21 protein-coding genes are annotated in these 17,821 nt (G+C 36.3%); 20 read left to right on the forward strand and 1 reads right to left on the reverse strand.

Annotated features, from left to right (window positions below; all coding sequences use genetic code 11):
* On the reverse strand, positions 1-478 hold a 478-nt coding region (locus G4Z05_RS13395; protein WP_205597402.1), incomplete at its 3' end, for a transposase.
* A gap of 448 nt (positions 479-926) precedes the next feature.
* Between G4Z05_RS13395 and G4Z05_RS13400 the strand changes: the two genes are divergently transcribed.
* The 20 genes from G4Z05_RS13400 to G4Z05_RS13495 all read left to right on the forward strand — a co-directional run bounded on the left by G4Z05_RS13400 (position 927) and on the right by G4Z05_RS13495 (position 17,698).
* On the forward strand, positions 927-1,199 hold the full coding sequence (locus G4Z05_RS13400) for an HU family DNA-binding protein (RefSeq protein ID WP_038535872.1): 273 nt from the start codon (positions 927-929) through the stop codon (positions 1,197-1,199).
* 176 nt (positions 1,200-1,375) lie between these two features.
* Positions 1,376-1,942: a GTP cyclohydrolase I FolE gene (gene folE / locus G4Z05_RS13405; protein WP_163252341.1), complete on the forward strand. Its 567-nt coding sequence runs from the start codon at positions 1,376-1,378 to the stop codon at positions 1,940-1,942.
* A gap of 27 nt (positions 1,943-1,969) precedes the next feature.
* Positions 1,970-2,206 carry a trp RNA-binding attenuation protein MtrB gene (mtrB, locus tag G4Z05_RS13410; RefSeq protein ID WP_163252342.1) on the forward strand — a complete coding sequence of 79 codons (237 nt, stop codon included), beginning with the start codon at positions 1,970-1,972 and terminating at the stop codon, positions 2,204-2,206.
* 197 nt (positions 2,207-2,403) lie between these two features.
* On the forward strand, positions 2,404-3,222 hold the full coding sequence (locus G4Z05_RS13415) for a heptaprenyl diphosphate synthase component 1 (protein ID WP_327990016.1): 819 nt from the start codon (positions 2,404-2,406) through the stop codon (positions 3,220-3,222).
* Between the two features lie 4 nt (positions 3,223-3,226).
* Positions 3,227-3,931, forward strand: a complete 705-nt coding sequence (locus G4Z05_RS13420; RefSeq protein ID WP_163252343.1) for a demethylmenaquinone methyltransferase — start codon at positions 3,227-3,229, stop codon at positions 3,929-3,931.
* A 40-nt stretch (positions 3,932-3,971) separates the two neighbouring features.
* On the forward strand, positions 3,972-4,934 hold the full coding sequence (gene hepT / locus G4Z05_RS13425) for a heptaprenyl diphosphate synthase component II (protein ID WP_163252344.1): 963 nt from the start codon (positions 3,972-3,974) through the stop codon (positions 4,932-4,934).
* Between the two features lie 107 nt (positions 4,935-5,041).
* Positions 5,042-5,488, forward strand: coding sequence for a nucleoside-diphosphate kinase (gene ndk, locus G4Z05_RS13430; protein ID WP_163252345.1), 447 nt, complete (start codon positions 5,042-5,044; stop codon positions 5,486-5,488).
* A 163-nt stretch (positions 5,489-5,651) separates the two neighbouring features.
* A complete protein-coding gene (aroC, locus tag G4Z05_RS13435) occupies positions 5,652-6,824 on the forward strand; it encodes a chorismate synthase (protein ID WP_163252346.1) in 1,173 nt (390 codons plus the stop codon).
* The gene (gene aroB, locus G4Z05_RS13440) at positions 6,824-7,894 is read left to right on the forward strand and encodes a 3-dehydroquinate synthase (protein WP_163252347.1); all 1,071 of its coding nucleotides are present in this window, start codon (positions 6,824-6,826) and stop codon (positions 7,892-7,894) included. The genes aroC and aroB overlap by 1 nt, the downstream gene beginning before the upstream one ends.
* Before the next feature lie 16 nt (positions 7,895-7,910).
* Positions 7,911-8,324, forward strand: coding sequence for a chorismate mutase (gene aroH / locus G4Z05_RS13445; RefSeq protein ID WP_163252348.1), 414 nt, complete (start codon positions 7,911-7,913; stop codon positions 8,322-8,324).
* Positions 8,321-9,439, forward strand: a complete 1,119-nt coding sequence (hisC, locus tag G4Z05_RS13450) for a histidinol-phosphate transaminase (RefSeq protein WP_163252349.1) — start codon at positions 8,321-8,323, stop codon at positions 9,437-9,439. Before aroH ends, hisC begins: the two co-directional genes overlap by 4 nt.
* Positions 9,440-9,441: 2 nt before the next feature.
* Positions 9,442-10,548: a prephenate dehydrogenase gene (locus G4Z05_RS13455; protein ID WP_163252350.1), complete on the forward strand. Its 1,107-nt coding sequence runs from the start codon at positions 9,442-9,444 to the stop codon at positions 10,546-10,548.
* Between the two features lie 26 nt (positions 10,549-10,574).
* Entirely contained in the window at positions 10,575-11,861 is a 1,287-nt protein-coding gene (gene aroA, locus G4Z05_RS13460) for a 3-phosphoshikimate 1-carboxyvinyltransferase (RefSeq protein WP_163252351.1), read from the forward strand.
* 94 nt (positions 11,862-11,955) lie between these two features.
* Positions 11,956-12,855 carry a hypothetical protein gene (locus tag G4Z05_RS13465; RefSeq protein ID WP_163252352.1) on the forward strand — a complete coding sequence of 300 codons (900 nt, stop codon included), beginning with the start codon at positions 11,956-11,958 and terminating at the stop codon, positions 12,853-12,855.
* A gap of 29 nt (positions 12,856-12,884) precedes the next feature.
* On the forward strand, positions 12,885-14,150 hold the full coding sequence (locus G4Z05_RS13470; protein WP_163252353.1) for a tetratricopeptide repeat protein: 1,266 nt from the start codon (positions 12,885-12,887) through the stop codon (positions 14,148-14,150).
* Positions 14,151-14,183: 33 nt separating this feature from the next.
* The gene (locus G4Z05_RS13475; protein WP_163252354.1) at positions 14,184-14,744 is read left to right on the forward strand and encodes a ReoY family proteolytic degradation factor; all 561 of its coding nucleotides are present in this window, start codon (positions 14,184-14,186) and stop codon (positions 14,742-14,744) included.
* Between the two features lie 327 nt (positions 14,745-15,071).
* Positions 15,072-15,536, forward strand: coding sequence for a YpiF family protein (locus G4Z05_RS13480; protein ID WP_163252355.1), 465 nt, complete (start codon positions 15,072-15,074; stop codon positions 15,534-15,536).
* Between the two features lie 141 nt (positions 15,537-15,677).
* Complete coding sequence (locus G4Z05_RS13485) at positions 15,678-16,184, forward strand: QcrA and Rieske domain-containing protein (protein WP_038535846.1); 507 nt, start codon at positions 15,678-15,680, stop codon at positions 16,182-16,184.
* A gap of 3 nt (positions 16,185-16,187) precedes the next feature.
* Positions 16,188-16,862, forward strand: a complete 675-nt coding sequence (qcrB, locus tag G4Z05_RS13490; protein WP_038535845.1) for a menaquinol-cytochrome c reductase cytochrome b subunit — start codon at positions 16,188-16,190, stop codon at positions 16,860-16,862.
* A 62-nt stretch (positions 16,863-16,924) separates the two neighbouring features.
* Positions 16,925-17,698, forward strand: a complete 774-nt coding sequence (locus tag G4Z05_RS13495; protein WP_163252356.1) for a menaquinol-cytochrome c reductase cytochrome b/c subunit — start codon at positions 16,925-16,927, stop codon at positions 17,696-17,698.
* The last annotated feature ends 123 nt before the right edge of the window (positions 17,699-17,821 follow it).

A 17,821-nucleotide genomic window follows, 5' to 3' on the forward strand; every position in this document is an offset into this window, starting at 1 on the left:
ATTTACGTTTATTTGCACTTGCTTTAACATGCGTAGAATCAATAAATACATGTTCAGCACTAATCAACTTTTTATCAGAAGCTTCTTTTAGAATGCGGTAGAAGATTTTTTGAAATAGATCTGTATCCTTGAAACGTCTTTCATAGTTTTTTCCGAAGGTTGAGAAGTGGGGGACTTTATCATGAAACCCAAAACCTAAGAACCAACGATAAGCAAGATTTGTTTCAATTTCTTCAATAGTTTTGCGCATAGAGCGAATACCGAAGGTATATTGAATAAAAGCCATCTTAATTAATACAACAGGGTCAATACTTGGACGACCACGTTCAGATGAATACATATTCTCAACTAATTTATATATAAATGAAAAATCAATAGCAGCTTCTATCTTACGAACCAAGTGATTTTCAGGAACCAGCTGGTCTAAAGTAATCATTTCTAATTGATCTCGATTTACTTGTGTATTTTTAGTAAGCATTTCAATATCACCTCGATATTCTATAACATAATTATACAAAAAATGTCGACAAAATCCTTTAAAAAAGGATTTTGTCGACAGTCTGAAGACTCCATTAGGAGTCTCTTTTTTATTGGTTTGAATTCATTATTTTAAATGGAATTTCCACGTTTGGCCAAAATAGTAGAATTTTGTGTTATGAAAGAAAAGATTCCCATAATTTCTTGAAATCTTCTTGATTAGCTCTATTGATTATGATAATCTTTTAACAGAATTACGTGATAGCGTAGAAACCCTTATTTCACGGGATTTTAAGACGAAATTAGTCCACTTTTTCACAAAAAGTAGGAAATTGAATGAAATATACAAGAAATCCTCGCTATGACGTATATATTTTAGAAATTTTGTTTAGAAATGTAGATAAGTATTCTTCATTAACTTGAACATACTTTGGGAGGAGGTGAAAGGCATGAACAAGACAGAACTTATTAATGCAGTTGCTGAAGCTAGCGAACTTTCTAAAAAAGATGCGACAAAAGCAGTTGATGCAGTGTTTGATACAATTTTAGAAGCTTTAAAAAATGGTGATAAGGTCCAACTTATTGGATTTGGTAATTTTGAAGTACGTGAACGTGCAGCACGAAAAGGCCGTAACCCGCAAACAGGTGATGAAATCGAAATCGCTGCTAGCAAGGTTCCTGCTTTTAAACCAGGTAAAGCGCTTAAAGAGGCAGTAAAATAATTACATAAATATGTGCTTTAAGCGAATGCTTAGGCAAAAAGGCCATGGATTGTTCCGTGGCCTTTTTCTATGAAAAGGTCTTAACACAACTGGGTTAGTTTTTTTGCTTGCATGGAAATGGTTGTGCTAATATGTATTTATTATCAATATTGTTGGGAATTTTGGGAGGAATTATTATGGCAGAAGTAAATCGTGCCCAAATTGAAGAAGCGGTACGTTTAATATTAGAAGCAATTGGAGAAGACCCAAATCGTGAAGGGGTACTAGATACTCCTAAACGTGTAGCGAAAATGTATGAAGAGGTTTTCAGTGGATTAAATGAGGATCCAAAACACCATTTTGAAACCATTTTTAGTGAAGAACATGAAGAGTTAGTTTTAGTAAAGGATATTCCTTTTTATTCTATGTGCGAGCATCATCTTGTTCCTTTTTATGGTAAAGCTCATGTGGCCTATATTCCGCGTAATGGACGTGTAACAGGTCTAAGTAAGTTGGCAAGGGCAGTTGAAGTTGTAGCAAAAAGACCACAGCTCCAAGAGAGGATAACTTCAACAGTTGCAGATAGTATGATGGAAAAGCTTGAACCTCATGGAGTAATGGTTGTAGTAGAAGCGGAGCATATGTGTATGACAATGCGCGGGGTAAAAAAGCCAGGGTCAAAAACGATAACTACTGCCGTTCGTGGAGTATTTGCCGAAGATTCAAATGCACGCGCTGAAGTGCTTTCATTAATAAAAAATTAGATATTATACCAAATAGGGGTGATAATATTGGAAAAGCACGAGCCACAAACCAGTGATTACATAGTAATTAAAGCCATTGATGATGGAGTAAGCGTGATTGGTTTGACGAGAGGTTCAGATACAAGATTTCACCATTCAGAAAAACTTGACAAAGGAGAAGTGCTCATCGCCCAATTTACTGAGCATACGTCAGCCATTAAAATTAGAGGGAATGCGAAAATTTTGACACAGCTCGGTGAAATTGAAAGTGAAATTAAGAAATAATAATTATTGCAATAAATCATTGAAATGGATTTATTTGATTTATTTTGTGAAATCATGCCCATAAATGCCCATATATGATATAATGGTGTTTGTCTTGTTTGATTTACTGGCTGAGGTTACAAAAATTTTATGGGTAAGATTTATATTTCAAGATTAGGAATGAAAATACATATACACATTATTTTGGGGAAGCAAGGGTGATAAAATTGCAAGATATTCGACACAAATATTTGTCCATAAAAGAGAAAGTCGAAAAAAGTGTTTTTGACACTTACTTGCTAAAATATATTAAGGCACCAATTATCGACGATGAAAAGCTCCTAATCCTTATTTCAATTATGGATCAGCTTGATTTGTCTGATAATGAATTAGAAACTTACGTTCTTTCAACAATGCTGGTACAAATCGCCCTTGATACCCATGAATATATATCAACAGCAAAAGATGAAAAAATACGTCAGTTGACTGTATTGGCAGGCGACTATTTTAGTGGTCTATATTATAAGCTGCTGGCTGAATCAGGGGATCATTTAGTTATTAGAGCTCTTTCCAAAGGCATAAAAGAAGTGAATGAACATAAAATAGCTGTTTACCATAAAGAAACTACCGAAATACAAAAGCTTATGCAAAGCATGATGATGATTGAAAGTTCATTACTATTAAGGCTTTTTGAATATTTTAAAATAGATTTTTGGAATGAATTGGTTTCCTATTTATTGTTATTTAAACGTCTATTAAATGAGAAAAATGAATTTATTCAAAAGGGCCGTTCATTTTTGTTTGATGCACTAAAACCAACCGTATTCCCAGTAAAAAAATATAAAATAACGGATATGTCGATTGAGCAGAAAAACCAGCTTATCTTAGTTTGTGATGATTACCTTGAACTTTCAAAAAGAAATATTGAAAAAAGGCTCCAACAGTCTCCTTTTTTAAATCATATACTAGAAGGCAAAATTTTAACATTATTAAATCAATACCAGCCATATGCCAAAACTTTTGCGGAAGAAGGGTAAAAATATGCAGCAGTCAAAAGAACAACGGGTTCATCATGTTTTTGAAAAAATATCAGATAACTACGACAAAATGAACTCGGTAATCAGTTTTCAACAACACATTAGATGGCGTAAAGATACAATGAATCGAATGAATGTCCAATCGGGGGCGAAAGCGCTGGATGTTTGTTGTGGTACTGCTGATTGGACAATTGCACTAGCCGAAGCGGTTGGTCCAAATGGAGAAGTCATTGGTTTGGATTTCAGCAAAAATATGTTGAAAGTTGGAAATGAAAAAGTCAGTCGTCTTGGACTAAAGCAAGTAAAACTGATTCACGGCAATGCAATGGAGTTACCTTTTCCTGATAACAGTTTTGATTATGTTACCATTGGATTTGGGTTAAGAAATGTGCCCGATTATTTGCAGGTATTAAAAGAGATGCACCGAGTTGTTAAGCCGGGTGGAATTGCGGTTTGTCTTGAAACATCACAGCCTACGATGATCGGCTATAGACAACTTTTTTATTTTTATTTTCGCTTTATTATGCCGTTATTTGGTAAATTATTCGCAAAAAGCTATCATGAATATTCCTGGTTGCAAGAATCGGCACGTGATTTTCCAGGAATGAAGGAATTGGCGAAAATGTTTGAACAAGCTGGCTTTGTTGATGTGACATATAAACCATACAGCGGTGGTGCAGCAGCCGTTCATATAGGACATAAGAAATAATAAAGTAACAAGACAGGATGAAAAGCAGGGTGAATACAAAGTGAAATTGAAAATGATGTATTCATTTTTGAATTCAGATATTAACTTAATAGAAAAAAAGCTTGAAGAGACGATTCAACCGGAGTCTCTTCTTTTGCGACAAGCTTCAAGGCATACATTACAAGCTGGGGGAAAAAGAATTCGTCCTGTTTTTGTTTTACTTGCGGGTAAATTTGGTCAATATGATATTCATAGGATGAAAAATGTCGCGGTTGCTCTTGAGCTTATACATATGGCATCACTTGTTCATGATGATGTCATTGATGATGCCGATATTCGTAGGGGTCAGCCTACGGTTAAATCAAAGTGGGATAATAAAATTGCGATGTATACCGGTGATTATGTATTTGCATTGGCATTAGAATTAATGACTAATATAGAAAATCCACTGGCCCATAAAATATTGGCAAATACAATTGTAGAAGTTACTGTTGGAGAAATTCAGCAAATTAAGGATAAATATCGTTTCAGTCAAAATTTCAGGGATTATCTTCGAAGAATTAGAAGAAAAACGGCATTGTTAATTGCTGTTAGCTGTCAATTGGGTGCCATTGCAGCACACGTAGATGAATCCATACATAAAAAACTTTTTCTATTTGGCTATTATGTAGGAATGTCTTTTCAAATTACTGATGATATATTAGATTTTACAGCAACTGAAAAAGAACTTGGAAAACCAGCTGGAAGTGATTTGTTACAGGGCAATATTACTGCTCCTGTTTTATATGCCATGGAAAATTGTGAGGTTCGCAAAAAAATTGAAAAAGTAAATGAAAATACAATGCCTTCTGAGATGGAAGATATTATACAATTAATTAAGCAGTCAGGGGCTATTGAAAAATCAATTTCCTTAAGTGATCAATACTTAAAAAAGGCGTTGACAATACTAGCGGAACTTCCAGAAAATCGTGCAAAAAAAGCACTTCGAGATATTGCAAAATATATCGGTAGACGGAAATTTTAGAAGTTATGTTCTCTCCTGAATTTTCTTGCTATTTCTTATGAACAATGGTAAAATTTTGATGGGTTGTTTTTGGCAACTATCATACATATGGGTTTAGGAGTGGGAGAATGGAAAGGACATTTTTGATGGTCAAGCCAGATGGCGTACAACGCAATCTAATTGGTGAAATCGTTTCCCGTTTTGAAAAGAAAGGATTTCAGCTTGTTGGAGCGAAATTAATGCACATTCCAACGGAATTAGCTGAACAACATTATGGTGAACATAAGGAGAGACCATTCTTTGGCGAATTAGTTGATTTCATCACATCAGGACCTGTATTTGCAATGGTCTGGGAAGGTGAAAACGTAATTGCAACTGCACGTCAAATGATGGGCTCAACGAATCCTAAGGATGCTGCACCTGGAACAATTCGCGGTGATTTTGGCTTAACAGTTGGTAAAAATGTAATTCACGGTTCAGATTCACCTGCAAGCGCAGCTCGTGAAATTGGTTTATTCTTTAAAGAAGATGAGTTAGTTGAGTATAAGAAGCTTGTAAATGAATGGATTTATTAATAAAAATAGTAAGGGCACTTGTATAAGGGAATACAGGTGCCTTTTTGTATCCGATTACAAAATAAATTTCTTTTTTCTGAATTATTCTACTATGTTTCTTAGCTTGTATATGGTATATTGATACATAATTCTTTAATGAGTTGAAGGGAGAAAGAGAATAGGTATGAGGTATTTAACAGCAGGAGAATCTCATGGTCCACAACTTACAACAATTTTAGAAGGTTTTCCGGCAGGTATGCCGCTACTTGCGGAGGATATAAATGAAGAATTGACAAGAAGGCAAAAGGGCTATGGTAGAGGAAGAAGAATGCAGATTGAAAAGGATACTGTGGAAATTGTTGCGGGTGTACGTCACGGGTATACATTAGGTTCTCCTATTGCATTGGTAGTGAAAAACAATGATTGGAAGCATTGGACAAAGATCATGGGAATTGAACCGCTTGGACAAGACGAAGAAAATGAAGTGAAACGTAAAGTTAGTCGTCCTCGCCCGGGGCATGCTGATTTAAATGGTGCCATTAAATATGGCCATAGGGATATGAGAAATGTATTAGAACGTTCTTCCGCTCGTGAAACCACAGTACGTGTAGCGGCAGGAGCAGTAGCAAAAAAACTTTTATCTCTAGTAGGGATTAAGGTAGCATCGCAAGTTGTTGAAATTGGTGGAGTGAAAGCGAGAGTTGATTACTCACTAACATTAGATGAAATTAAAGATCGTACGGAAAATTCACCTGTCCGTACGACTGACCCAGATGCAGAAAAGAGAATGATGAAAGCTATTGATGATGCGAAGGAAAATGGGGATTCAATTGGTGGAATTGTAGAGGTCATTGTAACAGGGATGCCTGCAGGTGTAGGCAGTTACGTTCATTATGATCGAAAACTGGATGCGAAATTAGCAGCTGCAATCGTTAGTATTAATGCATTTAAAGGTGTTGAGTTTGGCATTGGTTTTGAAGCAGCTAGAAAACCAGGAAGTGAAGTACACGATGAAATTGCATGGGAAAAGGAATCAGGTTATTATCGTAAATCAAACCAATTAGGTGGATTTGAAGGTGGGATGACCACAGGTATGCCGATCATTATTAGAGGTGTAATGAAACCTATCCCAACCTTGTATAAGCCGTTAATGAGTGTTGACATCGAAACGAAAGAACCATTTTCTGCTAGTATTGAGCGTTCAGATAGCTGTGCTGTCCCTGCCGCAGCCGTTGTTGCAGAAAATGTTGTTGCTTGGGAATTGGCAAATGCTCTTGTCGATCAATTTTATAGTGATCGTTTTGAAACATTTGTGGAGGAAATTAACAAGCAACGGGAATATGCGAGGGAATTCTAATGGAAACCATTCACATCCAAACAGAGTCCAAAAATTATCCTGTTTATATAGGGGAAGGTGTTCTTAATAAACTTAGGACATTTCTTAATGATTACTTCACAAATTTAACTCGAATTTTCATTATTACTGATGAGACAGTGGCTAATCTGCATTTGGATAAATTATCATCTGTATTAAATCCATGGAATCCAATCATATTTACCACTCCAAGCGGAGAAAAGGCTAAAACTTTTGAAGTCTTTTATGCAGCTTTATCAAAAGCTTTGGAAGATCAGCTTGATCGTAAATCTGTCATTCTAGCATTTGGCGGTGGAGCAGTGGGGGATTTGTCAGGGTTCGTTGCGTCTGTATTTATGAGAGGCATCCCTTTTATTCAAATTCCGACAACCATTTTGGCACATGATAGTGCTGTAGGTGGAAAAACGGCCATAAACCATCCTCTTGGAAAAAATATGATTGGTGCCTTTTATCAACCAGAAGCTGTTTTTTATGATTTGGAATTGCTAAGGACACTACCACCCCAAGAAGTACGGTCAGGTTTTGCTGAAGTTATTAAACATGCATTGATACATGATGTTGATTTTTATTATTGGCTGAAAACATCTGTGCAAGATTTAAATGCTATTTCAGCTGAACAATTAACTGAGTTATTAACAAAAGGCATTAGGATTAAGAATGAGTTTGTCAGAAAAGATGAAAAGGAAACAGGGATTAGAGCCTATTTGAATTTCGGTCATACTCTTGGCCATGCCATTGAAGCAGAAATGGGCTATGGGAGCATTACTCATGGCGAAGCTGTGATGATTGGGATGATATTTGCCTTAAAATTAAGTAAGCAATTAGCAGGGCTTGATTTTGAATTGGAAGAATTTATTGAATGGGTAGAAGGACTCGGATATAAAACAAAAATTCCAAAGGGATTATCTGTTGAGAACTTATTAAGAAAAATGAAACACGACAAAAAATCAATTGCAGAATCCATTCGTTTTGTGTTGCTTGAGAGTATCGGTAGACCAATCCTTAAGACAATTTCAGATTCCACCATTGTTGAGGAGATTAAAGTTTTTTAAATGAGGGAGTGAAGACATGATAAGAGGGGTGAGAGGAGCGACGACGGTCAGTGCGAATACAGAAGAGGAAATATTATCTGCTGCTCAAGAGCTTTTAATGAAATTAATTGAAGTCAATCATATTCATCCTGATTCCGTCGCCTCTGTATTTATATCCACAACTGAGGACATTAATGCTGTCTTTCCCGCTAAAGTACTTAGAAATTTTGAAGGATGGACGTATGTACCTGTAATGTGCATGAGGGAAATTCCTGTTCCTAATTCTTTACCGAAATGTATTAGAGTAATGATGCATGTCAATACTAACAAGCCACAAAATGAGATTCATCATGTGTATTTAAAGGGAGCCAAAGTGTTGCGACCGGATTTAGGAAATGTTTCTGATTCGGATGTTTCTACTGAAATAAAAGAGAGGGATGAGGGAAGATGAGATGGAAAGAGCAATTATTAAAACTGACTCCATATCAGCCTGGGAAATCAATTGAGCAAGTTAAAAAGCAATACCAGCTTGAGAAGATCGTAAAACTTGCTTCCAATGAAAATCCTTTTGGATGCTCCGAAATGGTGAAATCAGCACTCCGTTTTCATACTGAGAGTTTGGCTATTTATCCGAACGGAAATGCAGCCAATTTAAGAGAGGAATTGGCAAAATTTTTACAAGTTGATGAAGAAGAAATCATTTTTGGGAATGGTTCCGACAATTTGATTCAAATGATTTCAAGGGCACTTCTCCATCCGAATGCTAGTACAGTTATGTCAACAAATACCTTCTCACAATATAAGCATAATGCAATATTAGAGGGAGCTATAATAAAGGAAGTCCCTGATAAAAATGGTGAACATGATTTGGACTCCATGCTAGCAGCCATCGATGAAAAGACAAATGTTATTTGGGTGTGTAGTCCAAACAATCCGACTGGTACCTACATACCAGAAAGCAAATTAGTTGCCTTTCTTGATCAAGTTCCAGAACATATTTTAGTCGTACTTGATGAGGCATATTATGAATATGTAATTGCAGATGATTACTATGATTCTATTAAGCTAACCCGAAAATATAGAAATTTAATAGTTTTACGCACCTTCTCAAAAATTTATGGACTGGCTGCGTTACGAGTTGGATATGGAGTAGCCCAAAAGGAAATTATTAAGGCGCTTGAGCCAGCAAGAGAGCCGTTTAATGTTAACACTGTGGCTCAGATAGCAGCTGCCGCAGCTATAGCGGATCAAAAATTTGTAGAAGAATGTAAGAAAAAGAATAGACAAGGGCTGAATCAATTCTATCAATTTTGTAAACAAAACGATCTTCGTTATTTTCCGTCGCAAACAAATTTCATCTTAATTGATTTTAAAGTGGAAAGTGAAAAGGTATTTCAATTTTTATTGGAGAGGGGATTCATTGTTCGATCTGGAAATGCTTTAGGGTTTCCGACAGCGGTCAGAATTACAGTAGGATCCAAGGAGCAAAATGAGGGAGTGATCAAAGCTCTTGAAGAGTTCCTTGCTGAAAAAAAATCAGAAGTGCATACAATATTGGGGGAATAATGTTGAAAGGCCGGGTTTTTGTCATTGGTTTAGGATTAATTGGGGGATCGCTTGCCCTTTGTATAAAAAAAGAGCATCCTGAGGCGGAAATTATTGGGTTTGATATTAATAGGGAACAAGCTCGGCTTGCAAAAATGTTAGGAGTTATTGATGAAATAGCTGAAAATATTCCGGATGGAGCCCAGGAGTCTGATCTTATCATTATATCAGCGCCTGTGAACGATACAAAATCTATTATTCAAGCCTTATCAAAGCTGACATTAAAGCCTGATGTATTGATTACGGATACCGGCAGCACAAAACAGAAAATTGTCGAAATGGCAACAAAATTAAAGGAGCGGGGAATCACGTTTATTGGAGGACATCCAATGGCAGGTTCTCATAAAAGTGGCGTTTCAGCTGCCAAAGAAATCTTATTTGAAAATGCTTTTTATTTGTTAACACCTGAAGATCATATAACATCCGAGAAAATTGAACTTCTAAAAGCCTGGTTAATTGGGACAAAAGCAAAGTTCTTAACTATTTCTCCTCAAGAACATGATTATTTAACGGGAGTTATCAGTCATTTCCCTCATATTATAGCTGCCTCTATTGTACGGCAAACAGAAAGATTAAGCGGTAATGAAAATATAATTCCTCGCCTGGCAGCTGGAGGGTTCAGAGATATTACCCGTATTGCCTCAAGCAGTCCGCAAATGTGGAAGGATATTTTAATGCATAACCGTGAGAATTTAATAAAATTATTAAATCAGTGGCAGGAAGAAATGAATTTTGTTAAAGAATTACTAGAAGAAGGAAATGAAAAAGGGATATTGGAATATTTTTCTCAAGCCAAACAGTTTCGGGACGGATTACCTACAAAAGAAAAAGGGGCCATACCTGCATTTTACGACTTATTTGTCGATATTCCGGATTACCCTGGGGTTGTTTCCGAAATTACAGGATATTTGGCAATGGAGAAAATTAGTATTACCAATATTCGAATCCTTGAAACAAGAGAGGATATTCATGGAGTACTTGTTATAAGTTTCCAAACGGATGAAGATCGTCAGCGTGCAGAAAAATGTATTCTAACTTATACAAATTATACAACCTCAATCGGTTATTAAAGATAAATAGCAAAAGGTGGAAAGTAATGGGATCATTAAAACTTAAGTCAAATGCCAGTAATTTGACAGGAGAAATAAAAATTCCTGGTGATAAATCGATTTCACATCGTTCTGTTATGTTTGGTTCAATTGCTCATGGTGAAACGGTTGTTACTAATTTTTTGCCTGGTGATGATTGTTTAAGCACTATTTCCTGTTTCAGAAAAATGGGTGTGAGAATCGAAGAAGAGGATGGTATAGTAAGGGTTTTTGGTAATGGTATAGAAGGATTGTCAGAGCCAACTGAACTGTTAGATGTAGGAAATTCAGGAACAACGATTCGTTTATTGATGGGGATTTTAGCTGGTAGGCCATTTTTTTCAACACTTGCAGGAGATGAGTCCATAGCTAAAAGACCAATGACGAGGGTAACTGAACCATTATCGAAAATGGGAGCGAAGATTGATGGTCGAAAAAATGGGGCATTTACCCCCATTTCAATTCGTGGTGGAAAATTAAATTCAATTCGTTATCAACTCCCTGTTGCAAGTGCACAGGTTAAGTCAGCTATACTTTTGGCAGGTCTACAAGCAGAAGGGGAAACAACAGTAATTGAGCCTGCCAGCACAAGGGACCATACTGAACGCATGATTCGCCAATTTGGTGGTGAGATCCATAGGAACGGCCAAGAAATAACCGTGGTAGGTGGTCAAAAGCTAACGGGTGTCCATGTACATGTTCCAGGAGATATTTCCTCTGCTGCTTTCTTTTTAGTTGCAGGTGCCATTGTCCCAGAAAGTGAAATTGTGTTAAAAGATGTTGGTTTAAATCCGACTAGAACTGGTATTATTGAAGTCTTAAAAAATATGGGTGCAAATTTGGAAATCATTCAAAATGAAAATAGTTCAGTTGAACCTTCAGGTGACCTTATCATTAAAACTTCAAGTCTCAAGGGCACAGTTATTGAAGGAGATTTAATTCCTAAATTAATTGATGAAATTCCGATCATCGCGCTAATGGCTACACAGGCAGAAGGAGTAACCATTATTAAAGATGCTGAAGAATTGAAAGTAAAGGAAACTAATCGAATTGATACAGTTGTAAATGAATTAAAAAAACTGGGAGCTGTTATTGAGGCAACTGAAGATGGAATGATTATCCATGGAAAAACAAGACTTAAAGGTGGCATTGTTTCTAGTCACGGAGATCATCGTATTGGCATGATGCTTGCCATTGCTGCCCTATTATGTTATGAGGATGTTATTTTGGAAAAACCGGAATCTATCTCTGTATCCTATCCAAACTTTTTCACACACTTAAATAGCCTACTATGATAAAAGCTGCATTTTGCAGCTTTTCCTTTTCCTTAAGTCATAGTTTCGAAATATGCTGCATAGCTTGTCATAAAGAGAGGAAAAGGGTGGTTGGATGGCTTATATTATTGAAAATGCCAATATTCTAAAAAATAACAAAATTATTTTACGTTCATTTTTAATTGATAATAACAGAATTACAACCATACACAACCGCTCCGAAAATTATCAATTTATAAGAATGAATTTTGAACAGTTTATTATGACACCGACGTTTGTTGTTTTACACTCTAACATTCCTTCAACAAATACTTTTCAAGAAATGAAACAATTTATGATTGAGAATTTTTTACGAAAGGGAAGCACCACGTTATTAACTTATATCAAAGTTATCTATGAAGATGAATTAGCTGCTAAATTGAAAGAGTTTAAAATGAAGCTAAACAGTAGCCCGGTGGATATTATGATAGGAGTAAGAATTCCAATAAGGCTTGTCACACCATCGTTTATTAGAAAATGTAAAAAAGAAAAAATACCTGCTATTTTTGTGGAGCTTTCAGGACAGGATGAGTTGGAAGCGGTTCCATGGGGCTGGATTAAGGATGCTTTGTTTCCATATAATTGTCCACTTATACCAGTGATATCTTCTTTGCAAAAGAAGGAGCGAAAAACCGTATTGTTGAAATGGAAAGAGACGGTGATAAAGGAAAAAATTCCAGCCATTTATGAGGAGTTAAAGGAAAATGAGCCATTGCCTGTAAAAGTCCTCAATCAAATTGGGTTGTACCCTCATAAAGGTAGTCTATTAAACGGGACAGAGTTAAGCTACAACTTATATTTTCAATCAAGGGAAATCAAGAATGTTGATGAACAGACTTTATTTCATTATCATGGTGATAGACTTGCCGTTACAGTACACAGGGGTAAAATAGTCCGCGCCGGATCAAAAGTAATTTTTATGCCAGGATATGGGGAATTTGTTGAGGTTAGGAAACCATCATTTTTTTCATTATAATTTAATTACTTTTTACGAGGTATTAGTCAATGGAACGAATTACTAAAATCATACGTATGCTTGAAAACGGCCAACATAAAGAGGCCTTAACTGAATATAATATGATATTAAAAAAAGGCTCCCATGAGGAAAAATTCCTTCTAGGAGAAGAATTGTTTCACTACGGATTTTTAGATGAGGCAAAAGCGCTTATCGAAAGCTTGCTTAAAATCTACCCTGAAGAGGGAGAACTACTTGCATTGTTAGGTGAAATTTTAATTGAATCAGGTGAGGAAGAAGAGGCTATACTTGTTTTAGAAAAAATTTCAGAACAAGATGCTTTTTATGGCCAATCATTACTATTGCTGGCTGATCTTTATCAAATTCAAGGTTTGTATGAAGTAGCTGAGAGAAAGTTATTGACAGCAAGGGAAATACTTCCGGATGAACCTGTAATTGAGTTTGCTTTAGGTGAACTTTATAGCCAACAAGGAGAAATAAAAAAAGCAATGCAGGCTTATGAAGTTGTATTAAAGGAAACGGATGAAATAGCTGGAGTCAATATTAACGGCCGTATTGCTGATTTGTTAAGTTCTTCGGGGGCTTTTGAAGAGGCATTAATTTATTATGATAAGTCACTTGAAGAGAAATTAGAGATTAATACTCTTTTCGGTTATGCATTTACAGCACTTCAAGCAGGATATAATCGTACAGCTATTGAAAAATTTAATGAATTAAAAGAGCTAGATCCGGAATATCATTCACTTTATTTACATTTGGCTAAAGCCTATGAGCAAGAAGAAGAACTAGAAAACAGTTTGAATACAATCAGGGAAGGAATTCAGCAAGACGATTTTAATAAGGAATTATTCTATTTTGGCGGTAAAATTGCTATCAAACTTGGAAAGCCGAAGGAAGCGGAACAGTATTTACGTCAATCACTTGTGTTGGACCCAGGTTTTGCTGAAGCGGCTCTCACGTTAAATAAGCTTTTGCTTCACCAAGAAAGATATGAAGACGTACTTGATTTGGTTTCTGAGCTAGATATTTTAGAGGATGAAGAGCCACAACTTTTATGGGACTTGGCACTATCTCTTCAAAATCTAGAGCGATATTCGGAAGCATTAGACAAATACGAAAGTGCATATACTTTCTTTAAGAATAATGAGAACTTTTTACATGATTATGGATATTTTTTGATTGAAGAAGGAAAAAATGACCTTGCTGCCGAAATGTTTAAAAAACTGCTAAAGATTGACCCAACAAATAGTGAGTACATGGATTTAGTAGAACGTCTTACAGACTTAAATGCATAATAAAAGCTGAATACGCAGAGGAGGGAAAAGACCATGACAACCCCTGTTTCTGTCAACGAGAAGAAAGATTTTATTCGCTGGTTTCTAAATCATTACCAATTAAAAAGAAGAGAATGTGTTTGGATTCTAAATTATCTAATGAGCCATGACCAACTAATGGAAAAAGTTCATTTTGTTGAGCAGGCTCAGTATTGTCCAAGAGGATTAATTATGTCTACACATTGTGTCGATAAAGTACCGTTTCGGTTTTATAAAGAGAATGTAATGACGACTGATGCGGAGAAATCTTTTCATGATATTCGTCTAAATCGTGATGAAGACATTTTTATTCAGCTTAATTTTCATGCATCCCATCAAGCACATCAATATGTTGCAGTTTTAGAAGAGAATCCATACGTCCCAAAACATTTGCAAGTAAATGAGAAAGATTCAATTATTGCAGAACAGTTGCTGCAAAGCAGTATTGAGCGTTTTCAGCGTGAGAAGCTTCTTCAAATGATTGATGAGGCTCTTGATAATAATGACCGAAAAGCATTTGCCATTTTAACAGAAAAGTTAAATAATCTTCCTCAATCAGAGCAAAAAGGAAGCTAGCGATTAGCCAGCTTCCTTTTTTATGATTTCATACATTTTTTGATTTCTGGAATAATTAAGTGCTAAACCTTACAGCAGGTTGTGTTCGATATTCACTTTAAAATCGGTCAATATTGGATCGCCACCCGCACTTCGAATTTCCTTAATGGAACAAAGCAAGGATTCGAATTAGCCCAATCAACACTAGACTATAGCTTTTAGGATTACACTGTTGACTATAGTACTTGCCTTTTTGTATATTTCATGAAAAATTTTCAATTTATTCATCAGTAATAGGAAATAATGTTATTATAGGGGTAGTGAATTTTTAAAGGTTGGTGCAAAAGGATGAAATGGATACCACAAGAGGTTGAAACCTATCTAAGTGCAAAAGAATATGTAGATACTGCTCTTGTTCCATTATACTTTGTTTCTACGGGAGCAGAAATGAAGCAATCTGCAGAAGCTGCTGAGTTTATTACATTACTTTCGAGCCATTTGGAAAGGCAATTCACTGGGAGAATCGTATTGTTCCCACCTTTTACCTATCTAATTAATGATGATAGTGAAAAAGTATTAGATGATTTAAAAAATTGGGAGAATACCATTTTAAAGGCTGAATTTAAACATATTTTTTATTTGACTTCTGATATTAATTGGCGAACAAAAGAGGATAAGGTTTCAGGGTCAATTATTTGGGTTCCTTCCATTCCGCTTGAACAAATGAACGATTCGCAAAAATTAAAAATGATCGATAGTCAAGCTAAACAGCTATTAGCACTTTTTACAAATAAATGGAATGAAAAAAGGTAAAACTATACATAATCTCTATTTTTAAAATAGTAATGATATTGACCTTGTCTGAAGATTGATATATCATTGTTATGTCCTAGTTTTATAAGTGTTTATTTATTGTCCGCTGGACTTAACTTCATGAATAGAGGGGGGATAATCATGAGTAAAGAGCGTGTTTCAAGACGCCAATTTTTAAGCTACACACTAACAGGTGTTGGCGGTTTCATGGCTGCAGGGATGTTAATGCCAATGGTCAGATTTGCAGTTGATCCTGTATTAAAGGCTGATGCAGGCGGTGATTTCATTGCCACACCACAAAAAGTGGCGGATATTACTGAAGAGCCAATTCGTGTGGACTTTTCCTACAAACAAAAGGATGCCTGGTACGAGTCTGAAGTTACTGAAACTGCATGGGTTTATAGGGATGAGGCAGGTAAGATTGTAGCTTTATCACCGGTTTGTAAACATTTAGGATGTACGGTAAACTTTGGAGGGGACAAAGAGCATCCTGACCAATTCTTCTGTCCATGCCATTATGGCCGTTATACGAAGGATGGTACAAATGTTCCTGGAACGCCACCATTGGCACCACTTGATGTATATCCATATAAGGAAAAAGATGGATTCCTTTATTTAGGAAAAGCTGAACCACGAAAGGAGGCGTAATCATTGTTAAACAAAATTTACGATTGGGTAGATGAGCGTTTAGATATTACGCCTTTGTGGCGCGATATCGCTGATCATGAGGTTCCAGAGCATGTTAATCCGGCGCATCATTTTTCTGCGTTCGTTTATTGTTTTGGTGGGCTAACATTTTTTGTAACAGTTATTCAAATTCTTTCTGGTATGTTTTTAACCATGTACTATGTACCAGATATTAAAAATGCATGGGAATCTGTATTTTATCTTCAAAATGAAGTAGCATTTGGACAAATTGTCCGCGGAATGCATCACTGGGGTGCAAGTCTTGTTATTGTAATGATGTTCTTACATACATTACGCGTATTTTTCCAAGGTGCTTATAAAAAGCCTCGTGAATTAAACTGGATTGTCGGAGTACTAATTTTCTTCGTCATGCTTGGATTAGGTTTAACAGGCTATCTATTGCCTTGGGATATGAAAGCGCTGTTTGCTACAAAAGTTACTCTTCAAATTGTGGAGTCAGTACCACTTATTGGACCATATTTGAAAATATTAATGGCCGGTCATGAATCAATTGTCGGTGCTCAAACATTATCTCGTTTCTTTGCAATTCATGTATTTTTCTTACCAGCAGCATTGATGGGATTAATGGCAGCACACTTTATTATGATTCGTAGACAAGGTATTTCCGGACCTCTATGATATGAAATGAAACCGGATAGCGTAAGTTACTATCTCTACGGAAAAAGGAGGGGGATTGCTCGATGCATCGCGGTAAAGGTATGAAGTTTGTAGGTGATTCTCGCGTTTTAGCGCGTGAATCTCGAAAACCAATGCTTCCAAAGGACTACTCAGAGTACCCTGGCAAGACAGAGGCATTCTGGCCAAACTTTCTATTGAAAGAATGGATGATTGGGGCAGTATTCCTTGTTGGATTTTTATGCCTAACAGTAGCACATCCAAGTCCGCTTGAACGGATAGCAGATCCTACAGATACAGGTTACATTCCATTACCAGACTGGTATTTCTTATTCTTATATCAATTATTGAAGTATTCGTATGCGTCAGGTCCGTATACTGTTATCGGAGCTATGGTTATTCCAGGTCTTGCTTTTGGGGGATTATTATTGGCTCCATTTATTGATCGTGGACCAGAGCGTAGAGCAAGCAAACGACCATTAGCTACTGGATTTATGCTTTTAGCTCTTGCTGCTATCACATTTTTGACTTGGCAATCTGTTGTAACACATGACTGGGAAGCGGCAAAACGCCAAGGTCAAATTGTGGAACAAGTAGAAATAGATAAGTCAAGTGAAGGCTATAAAATTGCTAGCGAAAACACTTGTGTTTCCTGTCATGGTGATAACCTTCAAGGTGGAGCTGGGGCACCGCCATTAACTAATACAGGTTTAAGTGCGGAAGAGATTGCAAAAATTGCCAAAGAAGGTAAAGGTTCAATGCCAGGCGGTATCTTTAAAGGCGATGATGAACAGCTTAAGAAGCTATCAGAATTCATTGCAGGCCTTGGTAAAGAATAAATTATTGTGAAAAGCTGACGAAATACGTCAGCTTTTTTATTAATAAGAATTAAAGTACTATTTTCAATTTGGAGAATGGTCTGTCGCAAGTGCCCAATCGGGTTAATGACTTCTCTCTTTGCT

The organism is Neobacillus thermocopriae (assembly GCF_010975035.1).
Classification (GTDB): Bacteria; Bacillota; Bacilli; order Bacillales; family Cytobacillaceae; genus Neobacillus; species Neobacillus thermocopriae.